Source organism: Nonomuraea sp. NPDC049141 (genome assembly GCF_040648415.1).
Lineage (GTDB): Bacteria > Actinomycetota > Actinomycetes > Streptosporangiales > Streptosporangiaceae > Nonomuraea.
The window spans coordinates 279,974-291,666 of the sequence record NZ_JBEZDR010000007.1; the positions used below are offsets into that span (position 1 = coordinate 279,974).

Annotated in this window: 10 protein-coding genes; 4 read left to right on the top strand and 6 right to left on the bottom strand. The window is 70.5% G+C overall.

From position 1 onward, the window contains the following. Positions 1–24: 24 nt before the first annotated feature. Positions 25–630 (top strand): TetR/AcrR family transcriptional regulator, encoded by a 606-nt coding sequence (locus AB0B91_RS22855; protein WP_358322843.1) that lies wholly within the window; start codon positions 25–27, stop codon positions 628–630. Here AB0B91_RS22855 and AB0B91_RS22860 read toward each other — a convergent pair. From AB0B91_RS22860 to AB0B91_RS22870, 3 genes are read right to left on the bottom strand one after another with little or no spacing between them, the layout of a single operon-like run. Further along, on the bottom strand, positions 574–1,653 hold the full coding sequence (locus AB0B91_RS22860) for an acyl-CoA dehydrogenase family protein (protein ID WP_358322845.1): 1,080 nt from the start codon (positions 1,651–1,653) through the stop codon (positions 574–576). The genes AB0B91_RS22855 and AB0B91_RS22860 overlap by 57 nt on opposite strands. Beyond that, on the bottom strand, positions 1,650–2,810 hold the full coding sequence (locus tag AB0B91_RS22865) for an acyl-CoA dehydrogenase family protein (RefSeq protein ID WP_358322848.1): 1,161 nt from the start codon (positions 2,808–2,810) through the stop codon (positions 1,650–1,652). The genes AB0B91_RS22860 and AB0B91_RS22865 overlap by 4 nt, the downstream gene beginning before the upstream one ends. Next, on the bottom strand, positions 2,807–4,009 hold the full coding sequence (locus AB0B91_RS22870; protein ID WP_358322851.1) for an acyl-CoA dehydrogenase family protein: 1,203 nt from the start codon (positions 4,007–4,009) through the stop codon (positions 2,807–2,809). Before AB0B91_RS22870 ends, AB0B91_RS22865 begins: the two co-directional genes overlap by 4 nt. Positions 4,010–4,116: 107 nt before the next feature. On the opposite strand from AB0B91_RS22870, the gene AB0B91_RS22875 reads away from it, so the two are divergent. Together AB0B91_RS22875 and AB0B91_RS22880 are read left to right on the top strand one after the other, a co-directional pair. After that, positions 4,117–4,689: a GNAT family protein gene (locus AB0B91_RS22875; protein WP_358322854.1), complete on the top strand. Its 573-nt coding sequence runs from the start codon at positions 4,117–4,119 to the stop codon at positions 4,687–4,689. Between the two features lie 13 nt (positions 4,690–4,702). Next, entirely contained in the window at positions 4,703–7,381 is a 2,679-nt protein-coding gene (locus AB0B91_RS22880) for a hypothetical protein (protein WP_358322857.1), read from the top strand. 324 nt (positions 7,382–7,705) lie between these two features. Here the strand turns inward: AB0B91_RS22880 and AB0B91_RS22885 are convergent, their stop codons facing one another. Continuing rightward, entirely contained in the window at positions 7,706–8,497 is a 792-nt protein-coding gene (locus AB0B91_RS22885; RefSeq protein WP_358323569.1) for a TetR family transcriptional regulator C-terminal domain-containing protein, read from the bottom strand. A gap of 81 nt (positions 8,498–8,578) precedes the next feature. Here AB0B91_RS22885 and AB0B91_RS22890 point away from each other — a divergent pair, with 81 nt between their 5' ends. Continuing rightward, positions 8,579–10,369 carry an FAD-dependent monooxygenase gene (locus tag AB0B91_RS22890; protein ID WP_358322860.1) on the top strand — a complete coding sequence of 597 codons (1,791 nt, stop codon included), beginning with the start codon at positions 8,579–8,581 and terminating at the stop codon, positions 10,367–10,369. Here AB0B91_RS22890 and AB0B91_RS22895 read toward each other — a convergent pair. Both AB0B91_RS22895 and AB0B91_RS22900 read right to left on the bottom strand, forming a co-directional pair. Continuing rightward, positions 10,278–11,162: a hypothetical protein gene (locus AB0B91_RS22895; protein ID WP_358322863.1), complete on the bottom strand. Its 885-nt coding sequence runs from the start codon at positions 11,160–11,162 to the stop codon at positions 10,278–10,280. The two genes, AB0B91_RS22890 and AB0B91_RS22895, sit on opposite strands and share 92 nt — an antisense overlap. A gap of 145 nt (positions 11,163–11,307) precedes the next feature. Continuing rightward, on the bottom strand, positions 11,308–11,682 hold the full coding sequence (locus AB0B91_RS22900; RefSeq protein ID WP_358322866.1) for a VOC family protein: 375 nt from the start codon (positions 11,680–11,682) through the stop codon (positions 11,308–11,310). Between the last annotated feature and the right edge of the window lie 11 nt (positions 11,683–11,693).

The window sequence follows — 11,693 nt, forward strand, 5'->3', positions numbered from 1 at the left end:
CGACCAGTCGGTATGCTGTGCCACGTGAAGGACGAACCGGTACGCAGGAGGCTGCTGGGCGAAGCGACCCGGCTGTTCGCGGAGCGGGGCTTTGAGGGCGCCTCCGTGCAGGAGATCGTACTGGCCGCCGGCGTCACCAAAGGCGCCATGTACCACTATTTCGACTCCAAGGATGATCTGCTGCACGAGATCTACGGCCGGGTGCTGCGCCTGCAGATGGAGCGCCTGACCGAGATCGCCGACGGCCCCGGCACGGTCGCCGAGCGGCTGCACGCGGCGGCGGCCGACGTCATCGAGACCACCACCGCGAACCTCGACGACTCCAAGATCTTCTTCCGGTCGATGCACCTGCTCGCGCCCGCGACCCGCAAGACCGTACGAGCCGAGCGCCGCCGCTACCACGAGCGCTTCCGCGACCTGGTGATCGAGGGCCAGCGCGAGGGCGTGTTCAGCGACCGCGTCCCGGCCGAGCTCGTCGTCGACTACTTCTTCGGCTCGGTGCACCACCTGGGCACCTGGTATCACACGGATGGACCGCTGACCGGCGCCCAGGTGGGCAAGCACTTCGCCGACCTACTCCTGACCTCCCTCGGGGTGACCTCTCTCGAGGGCGGGCACGTCGGCGAGTGACGCCAGCGCCTCCCGGTGGTCGCCGGGTGTGCCGAGCGCCGTCTCGCAGGCCTTGGCGCGCTTGAGGTAGAGATGCAGGGGGTGCTCCCACGTCATCCCGATCCCGCCGTGCAACTGCACGGCCTCCTCGGCCGCGTGTACGGCGACACCCGCGTTCCACGCCTGGGCCACGGCGACCGTCACGGCCGAATCGTCACCGGCGGCCGCACGGGCGGCGGCCCTCGCCCTGACCACGTCGAGCCAGAGATCCGCCAGCCGGTGCTTGATGGCCTGGAACGAGCCGACCGGGCGGGCGAACTGGTGGCGTTCCTTCACGTACGCGAGCGTGGTGTCCAGACACCACTCCGCCACCCCGAGCTGCTCGGAGGCGAGCAGCCCCGCACCGAACCGCAGCACCTCGGCCAGATCGCACGGACCCAGCAACCGCGCGGGCGCCCCAACGATGCGGACCGTGGCGACCGGACGGGTCAGATCCAGCGACGGTACGACCTCGACGGCGGCGTCCGCGGCCTCGACCGCGTACAGCTCCCCGCCGACCGGCACCAGCAGCACGTCGGCCACCTCCGCCCCGGCGACCGCGGACACGGCCCCGGACAGCGTCCCGCCGTCCACATTCACCGACGAACCCCGCCACGGCCGGTACGGCGAGGCGGCGAACGACACCACCAGGGCCGCGGTCGTCCGGCCCTCGGCCAGCTCGCCCAGCAGGTCCGCCGAACCCGTCGCCAGCAGCGCGTGGGTGGCCAGCACGGCACTGGTGAAGAACGGGACCGGCGTGACGCCCCGGCCGAGCTCCTCCAGCACGACAGCGGCCTCGCGGGCCGAGGCGCCCGCGCCTCCGTACTGCTCGGGAATGAGCAGGCCCGCCACGCCGATCTCCCCGGCGAGCGTCTTCCACAGGTCGAGGTCGTAGGGGTCGGACTCCACCCGCTTGAGCACCGCGGCGGGCGGGCAGCGGTCGGCGAGCAGGCCGCGCACGGCGGCGCGCAGCTCCTCCTCGACCTCCGAGTACAGCAGGGTCATCGGGGCAGGTCCTTCCAAGGGACGTCCTTGTCGACGCGGGGTTCGGAGGGCAGGCCGAGCACCCGTTCGGAGATGATGTTGCGCAGGATCTCCGAGGTGCCGCCCTCGATCGAGTTGCCCTTGGCACGCAGGTAGCGGTAGCCGGCGCCACGCCCGTAGAAGTCGACGTCCTCCGAGCGGCGGAAGGTCCAGTCGTCGTAGCCGAGGTCGCGCTTGAGCTCGACGTCGAGGCCCGACAGCGCCTGGTTCAGCTTGGCGAACGACAGCTTCATGCCCGACCCCTCCGGACCGGGCTGCCCGGCGACGAGCTGCTCGCGCAGCCGTACCCCGGAAAGGCGGGTCACCTCCGACTCCACCCACAGCGACAGCAGCCGCTGATGCAGGTCGTGGGTGCGCAGCTCGGGGTGCTCGCGCCAGGTGTCGAGCACGGGGCCGATCATGCCGCCGCCGCGCCGTACGGGGGCGCCGCCGATCGCGACGCGCTCGTTCATCAGCGTGGTCTGGGCGACGCGCCAGCCATCGCCGACCTCACCGAGCCGCAGGTCGTCGGAGAGCCGCACGCCGGTGAGGAACACCTCGTTGAACTCGGCCTCCCCGGTGATCTGCCGCAGCGGGCGCACCTCGACGCCCGGCGCGTGCATGTCGCAGATGAAGTACGTCATGCCGCGGTGCTTGGGCACGTCCGGGTCGGTACGGGTGACGAGGATCGCCCACCGGGAGTGGTGCGCGCCGGACGTCCAGACCTTCTGACCGTCGACGACCCATTCGTCGCCGTCCCTGACCGCCCTCGTGGCGAGCGTCGCCAGGTCGGACCCCGCGCCCGGCTCGCTGAAGAGCTGGCACCAGATCTCCTCGCCCGTCCACAGCGGCCGGAGGAAGCGGCGCCGCTGCTCGTCGGTGCCGAACGCCAGGATGGTCGGCGCCGCCATGCCCAGGCCGATGCCCTGCACGCCGGTGTTGAGCTGCGGCGTCCCGGCGAGCTCCCGCTCGACGACCTGCTGCAGGTCCCGCGAGACGCCCAGCCCGCCGAGCCCCTCGGGGAACCACACCCACGCCAGCCCGGCGTCGAACCTGGCCCGCAGGAACTCCAGCCGGTTCTCTGGGTCGTGCGCGCCTCGGAAGGCGTCTATGCGGTGCTTGATGTCCGCCTCGTTCACATGTACCTCTTCAGTTCGCGGTAGGCGAGTGAGCGCTTGTGCACTTCGTCGGGACCGTCGGCCAGGCGCAGCGATCTGGCTCCCGCCCAGAGCGCCGCCAGGGGGAAGTCCTGCGAGACCCCGCCCGCGCCGTGCACCTGGATGGCCTTGTCCAGGATCCATTCCACGGTGATCGGGGTGGAGATCTTGATGGCCTGGATCTCGGTGTGGGCGCCCTGGTTGCCGACGGTGTCCATGAGCCAGGCCGTCTTGAGGACGAGCAGCCGCAACTGCTCGATCCGGATGCGGGACTCGGCGATCCACTCCTGGATGACGCCTTGCTGCGCGACGGGCTTGCCGAACGTCGTACGCTCCAGCGCGCGGCGGCACATCAGCTCGACGGCGCGCTCGGCCATGCCGATCAGCCGCATGCAGTGGTGGATGCGGCCCGGCCCGAGCCTGGCCTGGGCGATCGCGAAGCCGCCGCCCTCCTCGCCGATCAGGTTGTCGACCGGCACCCGTACGTCCTCGAACACGATCTCGGCGTGACCGCCGTGGTCGGCGTCGCTGTAGCCGAACACGTGCATGCCGCGCTTGATCAGCATGCCGGGGGTGTCGCGCGGCACCAGCACCATGCTCTGCTGGCGGTGCTTCGGCGCGTCGGGGTTGGTCTTGCCCATGAGGATGAAGATCTTGCAGTCGGGGTTCATCGCGCCGGAGATGAACCACTTGCGGCCGTTGATGACGTACTCGTTGCCGTCGCGGGCGATGGAGGTGGCGATGTTCGTCGCGTCGGAGGAGGCCACGTCGGGCTCGGTCATCGCGAACGCCGAGCGGATCTCACCGTCGAGCAGCGGCTGCAGCCACTCCTTGCGCTGCCACTCGTTGCCGAACATGGAGAGGACCTCCATGTTGCCGGTGTCCGGCGCGGCGCAGTTGGTGGCCACGGGCGCCAGGCTCGGGCTGCGGCCCATGATCTCCGCCAGGGGCGCGTACTGCAGGTTCGTCAGCCCCGCGCCGTGCTCTCCCGGCAGGAACAGGTTCCACAGGCCGCGCTTTCTGGCCTCGTCCTTCAGGTCGGCGACCAGGGGCGGCGAACCCCATCCGCTGGTCGCCGCCTGCTCCTCGAAGGCGGCCTCGGCCGGGTAGACGCATTCGTCCATGAAGCGCAGCAGGCGCTCGCGCAGGTCCTCGGTGACGCTGTCGAAGGCGAAGTCCATACCCGTGACCCTACCGACCGGCCGGTATGAGTGTCGACAGGTGGTCGCCGGTAAAACCGGGCGGGTGGCCATAAGGGTGATCCGGATCCTGTTTTAGGGTGACCGCCATGAACTTGCTCTCTCCTGTGGTGCTCGAGAACGACGTCGTCCGCCTTGAGCCGCTCACCCTGGAGCACATCCCCGACCTGTTCCTCGCCGGAGGCGGGGACGAGGAGGTCTGGCGCTGGCTGCCTGTCCCGCCGCCGCGTGCCGAGCAGGAGCTGGCGGAGATCGCCCGCGGCCTCCTCTCGGACGGCAAGCACGTCCCTTTCGCGGTCGTGCACAAGTCGTCGGGGCGGGCCGTCGGCTGGACGACGTACAGCGACGTGCCGGGGTTCGAGAAGAGTGTCGAGATCGGCTGGACCTGGTACGGCCGGGCGGTCTGGCGGACGGCGGTCAACACCTCGTGCAAGCTGTTGCTTATCGACCACGCCTTCGACAAGCTGGGCTACAACCGCGTCATGCTCAAGACGGACGTGCTGAACGAGCGGTCGCAGAACGCCATCAAGCGCATCGGTGGGGTGCATGAGGGCACACTGCGGCGCCAGCGCAGGAGGCCGGACGGCACCTGGCGCGACACGGTCTATTTCGGCATCCTCGAAGAGGAGTGGCCACACCACCGCGCTCGCCTGAACCGTTAGCCGAAAGGGCCGCATGACTGACCGGCTGGGGGGCTACTGGTTAGGCTCCCGGCTCGGCGGCGCCGTCCATGACGCTTACGACGAGTCGGGCACTCGGTATGCGCTCACACTCCTCCCCTCGCGGCCCCCATACCAGGTCAAGGCCGCCATGCAGGTGCGGTCGCGGTCTGTCGCGCGGGTGGTGGACGCCTGCCTGGATGGGGAGGTGCCGTATCTGGTCAGCGAGTACATCCCCGGGCCGACGCTGGGGGAGGTGGTGGGGCGGCGCGGGCCGTACGAAGGGGGTGACCTGTACCTGCTGGCGGCGGCCACGGCTACTGGGCTGGCGGCGATCCATGAGGCTGGGGCGGTGCACGGCGGGCTGACGCCGGACCGGGTCGTGCTGGGGGTTGAGGGGCCGCGGCTGGTCGGGCTCGGCCTCGGGGGTGATGGGAGCGGGCCTCCCGGGGATGTGCGGGAGTGGGGCAGGCTGCTGGTGTTCGCGGCATACGGCCCCTCCGGCCCGTCTGGCCCATCATCGCCCGACGGGCAGGACCGATTACCTGATCAGCCCGGTCGGCTGCTCGATCGGCTTGATCGGCCGCTTCGGGAGCTCGTGCTGGCGGCGCTCCGCCGGGATCCGGATCGGCGGCCGAGTGCGCATCAACTGCTGCTGTCCCTGCTCGACGTGCCTCAGTCCCAGCAAGGGCGCCTCCTTCCGCCGGAGCCTGTGGACGACCCGCCGCTCGGTGCGCGGGCGGAGAGCCTCTATCTCCAGCTCAGCCGGGCGGACCAGGACGTGGTGCCGGAGGTGTTCCTGCGCCTGGTGGGGATGGACCCCGACGGCACCGACACCCGCCGTCGGGCCACCCGTACCGAACTGGTCACCGGCCGCCCTCCGGAACAGGCCGCCCTGGACCGCGTCCTCAAGGCGTACACCGAAGCGGGCCTGATCACACAGACCCACGACCCGAACTCCCCCACCGCACCGAACCACAACCCCAGCGCACCCACCCTGACCGCACCTGCCCCCAACCCGAGCCTGGCCGCGCACCCCCACCCGACCTCCCTCGCGCAGAACCACGGCCCGAACTCCCCCAGCCCTCGCCAGACCCCCGCCCCGAACTCCGCCGGCCCTCGCCTGATCCCCGCCGCGCAGAACCCCGAGCTGGAACCGGCCGACCAGAGCCACGCTCCCGGAGACGGCGTGATCATCGCCCATGCGGCGCTGCTACGGGCCTGGCCACGCCTGCACGAGTGGCTCGACGCCGAACGCGACGGCCTCGCCGTACACCGGGACCTGACCGGGGCCGCGCGGCGGTGGGAGGCGGGCGGGCGGCGGGAGACCGACCTGTTCCAGGAGGACGAGCTGGACAGGGCGCTGGCGTGGGCGGCGAGCGGGCGGCGGCGGGTGACGTTGAGCGCCGCCGAGCAGGCGTTCCTGGACGGGGGACGCGCGCTGGTGCGCGGCCGGGCCCGCGGCCGGCGCCGGGCCATGGCGGTCCTGGCCTCGGTGACACTCATCGCCGTCTTGGCGGCGATCGTCGTCGCCGTCTGGCAGAACGGCACGGCCGACGGGCGGCTCGACCAGGCCATGGCCAGGGTGGCGGCGTCCAGGGCGCGGGCGCTGCGGGCGGCCGACCCCGTGACGGCCCGCAGGCTGAGCCTGGCCGCGTGGCGCCTGGCCCCGGTCGCGGAGGCCCGTGCCGCGCTGGCGGACTCGGCGGCCGATCCGGCGGTGGACGTGTTCGCCGCCCCGTACGGCGGCGCGCGTTCGCTCGACGCACTCAGCGACGACGGCACTCGGTTGGCCGCGCTGACCGACGGGACACTCCGGGTGTACGACACCATTTCCGGCAGGCAACTGGCCACGACCGCCGGTCCTGCCCAGAGCGTACGGGCGATGGCCTGGTCCCCCGACGGCCAGACGCTGGCGCTCATCGGCGTCGACCGGTCGTACCTGTGGAACACGACCTCGGACGCAGGCGTGGGACCACCCTTCGGCCGGGGGCTGGGCGCGCCAGGGCAGCAGTCGGCCTGGTTCAGTCCGGGGGGCGGGCTGCTGTTCGCCGCGGCCCGCCAGTCGGGCGAGCGCTGGGCCTGGAACCTGCGGACCGGCCGGGCCGCGTTCGTCGGTCAGTATGTGGTGGTGGGGCCGCGTGACAGGGTGGCGCTGGTGTTCGCGGGGCCGCGTTCGGAGGTCGTACGTCTGTCCACGGGCGCCCGCACTCGGGCGCCGTGGCTGGACAGGATGCCGTGGGAGTACGCGGTTTTCAGCCCCGAGGGTGAGCGGGTGGCGATCGCCGAGGAGACCGGGGTGCAGGTGTACGCGCTGAACGGCGTGCCCGTGCTCCCCGCGCGACTCCGGCCGTCACCCGGTCACCTCCGCTTCAGTACGGACGGTCAACTGCTGGCCAGCACGGACACCGACCGCGTCCGGGTCTGGCGCGTCGCGGACGGCACCCGCCTCACGGACCGCCAGGTGCCGCCCACCGGCACCGACCGACCCGCCCAGGCCGCCCTCGCCCCGGACGGGCGCTGGCTCCGCGTACTGGCCGACCACGGCACGGTCCTCACCATCGATCTCGCCCACGCGACACCACCACCCGACCCGGCCCGCGCGGCGGCGTCGATCTGCGGCCGGTACGGCGGGCTGTCACAGCCGGACTGGAACAGGTACCTGTCCGAGGTGCCGTATCGACCGGTGTGCTGAGCTTGGGGGTCCCGCGAAGCACGGACACGCCCACCACCGCACGAGTTCCACGAAACATGGGTAAGCCCACCACGTCGCAAGTCCCACGAAGCACGCAAACGGTCCCGCAACCTCGTAAGTCCCTCGAAACGCTCGGACAGGCCTGCAACCTAGTAAGTCCCGCGAAAGGCGCAGACAGACTCGCCACCTCGCAGACGCAAAACACGGACAGACCCGCAGGCCCCCTGCCACAGCCGCCCTATGGCACCACCTGCAAACGCCCGACTCCAGCCGCCCTATGGCGCCACCCCAGCCGCCCGACCCCAGCCGCCCTATGGCGCCAACTCAGCCGCCCGACCCCAGCATCCCTCGCAGGAACTCCCGTACGGCCTCCCGCAAATCGTCGAGAGAGGGCGCATCACCTGCCCCCGCGATGGAATCGAACATGATGCCCTCGCCGAACGCCACCAACTGCCGCCCATGCCGCACCGGATCCGGCGACCCGAGCGCGGCCAGGAACCCGACGACAGGATCGCGGAAGCGCCGCCCCGCCGCGTCGTAGATCTTGCGCAGCTCGGGCCGCCTGGTCGCCTCCAGCGCCAGCTCGTACCGGGCCAGAGTGCGCCTACGATCGGCAAGCTGAACGTGAAGCGCCTCAGCCACCAGCCCCGGCAAATCGGACTCCAGAATCGCTTCAGCCGCCGCCCCGTCATACGAACCGGGCTCCGCGAGCGAACCAGCCGCCGCGCCCGACGGACCAGACTCCCGGAACGCATCGGTCGGCCAGGCCGACGGACCAGACTCCGCAAGCGAACCAGCCGCCCCACCCGACGGACCAGACTCCCGGTACGCGTTGGACGGCCGGGCCGGAGCGTTCGAGCCCTGGAACGCGTCGGACGGCCGGGCCGGGGTGGTTGATCCCTGGAACCGATAGACCGAAGCCAATGCCTGTTCTTCCAGGTCCGTGAGGCGGGAAAGCGTCAGTTCCAGAAGGGCCGCGCGGGTGCGGGCCAGGTTGGAGGTCGATCCGGGTGGGAGGTCAGCGGCCTCGTCGACGGCTCGATGGGTGAGCCCGCGCATGCCACGCTCCGCCAGCAGGGTGATAGCCGCGTCCGCGACGGCCTCAGAGCGCTTCACGAACGTCAAGACTACACCGGTAGTGCCATCGAACTACAGGCGTAGTATGGTCAAACTACAGGCGTAGTTAGGGAGGCGGGCATGGCTAGAGCCGTAGTGATCGGTGGCGGCATCGGCGGGCTGACCGCGGGGATCGCGTTACGTCGCAAGGGCTGGGACGTGATCGTGCTCGAATGCGCCCCCAAGCTGGAGCCGGTCGGGTCCGGCGTGGCGGTCGCCGCCAACGCGTTGAAGGCACTCGACGTGATCGGCCTGGGCGACCGCGTGCGCAAGCTGTCCAGGATCCAGGGTCAGGTGGGCGTACGACATCAGAACGGGCGCTGGCTGACGCACACCACCGAGGACAAGGCGCAGAAGCTGTACGGCGACTCGGTCGTCATCCTGCTCCGCGCCGACCTCGTGGATGTGCTCGTGGAGGGTCTGGGCCATGAGCACCTGCGTTTGAACACCGCCGTCACCGGCGTGGACGCCGACAGGGGCATCGTACGTACTGGAGACGGTGACATGGAGGCCGATCTGATCGTGGCCGCCGACGGCATCCACTCGGCGACGCGGGCCGCGCTGTTCCCCGAGCACCCCGGTCCCGTGTACTCGGGGGTCACCGCCTGGCGGGGGCTCGTGCCCGCGCTCGGCCGGGAGTTCCAGAGCACGGAGACGTGGGGCAAGGGCCTGTTGTTCGGGGCTCATCAGATGACGGACGAACTCGTCTACTACTACGCGACCGACCTGTCACCCGCCGGTGCCGTACACGCGGACGAGCGCGAGGAGTTGTTGCGCAGGTTCGGCGGCTGGCACGATCCGATCCCGGCGTTGATCCGCAGGTCGGACAACGCGCGGATCCTGCGCAACGACCTCTACTACTTCGACACCCCGCTGCCCGCCATGCACCGAGGCCGGGTGGCGCTCATCGGGGACGCGGCCCACCCCATGACCCCGAACCTCGGCCAGGGCGCCTGCCAGGCCATCGAGGACGCCATCATCCTCGCCCTCGCCGCCAACGGGGAACTCACGGTCGATGGCGAACTCCGGTCCCGAGGTGATCTCCACGCGGGTACGGCTTCCCTCGGTGGCCGCCTCCTGGGTGAGGATCGCGCAGGCGGGGACCGGTCAGATGGGGACGGCCTCGGCGGCCGCGCCAATACGGCTCCCGGCCTCCCCCACGGAAATCCGTCACGCGCGGACCTCCCAGCCAGGGACATCCCCTACGACCGCATCAACACGGGCCCGAACCTCACAGGCACGAGACCCGCCGGCGCAAACCTGTCAGGTGCCGACCTCCCGGACAGGGACAGCCTCGGCGACTGCATCAATGCGGATCCGGCCCTCCCAGGCGCGGGACTGTCTGGCAGGACTCTGGCTGGTGGGACCCCGGCAGATGGAGGTCCGGCTGCCGGGGGCCCAGCAGGTGCAGGTCCAGCGGCCGGCACTCCGGCAGATGAAGGTCCAGCAGTCGGAGGCCCAGCAGGTGCAGGTCCGGCGGCCGGCACTCCGGCAGATGGAGGTCCAGCAGCCGGAGGCCCAGCAGGTGCGGGTCCAGCGGCCGGGACTTCGGCAGATGGAGGTCCAGCAGCCGGGGGCCTGGCAGTCGGGGGTCCGGCAGGTGTGTGGCTGGCGGGTGGGACCGTCGACGTGAGAGACCGGCTCGCTGCCTATACGGCTGCGCGGCTGGAGCGGACCGCAGGCGTGGTGCGCATGGCGATGACCCTCTGCAAGATGACCAAGCTGCGCAACCCGGTGGCCGTCGCACTCAGGAACGCGGGGGTGGCGGTGGCCTCGCGGCTCACACCAGATCTGATGTTGCGGTCAATGAACGAGATTCTCGGGTGGCGTCCACCGGCACAGGATGGGAGTGATCAGGGGACAACCGGCTGAGTGTGATCGTTCCGCCGATGGTCAGCATGGCCGCCAGCACAGCGGGGATCGCGGTGGAGGGATTGGTGGGGAGAGGTTCGCCGAGGAGGATCGCGCCCGCGAGTACCGAGGTGATCGGGTCCATGACCTGCACGCCCGCGTACGCGACACCGAAGTAACCCACCGCGTACGAGCGTTGCAGCAGCACGACCGCGCAGACCAGCAACACGGGCACGGCGAGTGTGAACCAGTGCAACAGCCGGCCCCAGTCCCCCTGCATGCCACCCCCGACCGCCCGGACGAACGTCGACACGCTCGCGGTCACGGCGCCGGCTCCCACGGACAGGACGAGGGCCTTGCCGGGTCCGCGCAGTCTGTTGGCGATCAGTTCGGCGGCGAGGACGATCACGCCGATCACGCCGATGAACCCGATCGCGGCCCCGTCGCCGAGTTTCGGCGTCACGTTGTGCGTCGGGAGCAGCACCATGAGCCAGAGCAACCCGACGGCCACCGCGATGGAGCCTAGTATTTCCGCTTTGTACGGGCGGCGGCCGTACATCAGCGCGGCCAGCGGCACGGCGAACACCAGAGTGGCCACGCTGATCGGCTGTACGGCGACCAGCGGCGCGAGGCTCAGCGCCACGGCGTGCAGGCACGCGCCGGTGAAGCCGATGACGCCGCCGATCCACCAGCGAGGGCGCCTCACCAGTCTGAGGGAGGCGCCCTCCGCCACGGCTTCGAACTGTTGCAGCGCGGCACCGAACGCGTATCCGAGCGCCCCCGCCAGCGCGATCACGAGGCCGACCCAGGTCATCGTCGCCCACGCAGGGACATGGATCCTTCCAAGAGCATTGCACCAGCTTATGAGGGAAGCTAAGTGCTGCAATCATCCTTTAGGCCAAACATCCCTCTCATCACGGACGTACCTGCCGTACCGGCACGGTCTTCCGCAAGACAGGTCAGGACGGCTCAGGACAGACGCAGAACACGTGCCCCTCCGGATCCTGCAGCACGATCCACCCGACCTTCTCCTCCGTCACGCCGGGCTGGAACGCGGGCTTGGTGGCCCCCAGCGCAATGTACTGCTCCACAGCCCGCTCCACATCCGGCACCCGGAAGTCGAGATGGAACTGCTTGTCCGCGCTGGGCCACTCCACCGGCTTGCGGTCGGGGACGCGGCCGAAGTAGATGTTCGTCGTGCCGTCGCCCACCGCGGCGTACTCGTCCTCCGAGTACTGGATGTCCAGCCCGGTCACCTGGTGCCAGAACTCGGCCATCCTCTTGGGCTCCGCGCAGTCGATGGTGACGGCCAGGAGCTTCGCGTTCGTTGTCATGGTTCGAGGGT

Coding starts and splice junctions, on each gene's coding strand:
- AB0B91_RS22860 (WP_358322845.1), bottom strand. CDS start 1,653: ATGACCCTGCTGTACTCGGAGGTCGAGGAGGAGCTGCGCGCCGCCGTG.
- AB0B91_RS22870 (WP_358322851.1), bottom strand. CDS start 4,009: ATGGACTTCGCCTTCGACAGCGTCACCGAGGACCTGCGCGAGCGCCTG.
- AB0B91_RS22875 (WP_358322854.1), top strand. CDS start 4,117: ATGAACTTGCTCTCTCCTGTGGTGCTCGAGAACGACGTCGTCCGCCTT.
- AB0B91_RS22880 (WP_358322857.1), top strand. CDS start 4,703: ATGACTGACCGGCTGGGGGGCTACTGGTTAGGCTCCCGGCTCGGCGGC.
- AB0B91_RS22890 (WP_358322860.1), top strand. CDS start 8,579: ATGGCTAGAGCCGTAGTGATCGGTGGCGGCATCGGCGGGCTGACCGCG.
- AB0B91_RS22895 (WP_358322863.1), bottom strand. CDS start 11,162: ATGACCTGGGTCGGCCTCGTGATCGCGCTGGCGGGGGCGCTCGGATAC.
- AB0B91_RS22900 (WP_358322866.1), bottom strand. CDS start 11,682: ATGACAACGAACGCGAAGCTCCTGGCCGTCACCATCGACTGCGCGGAG.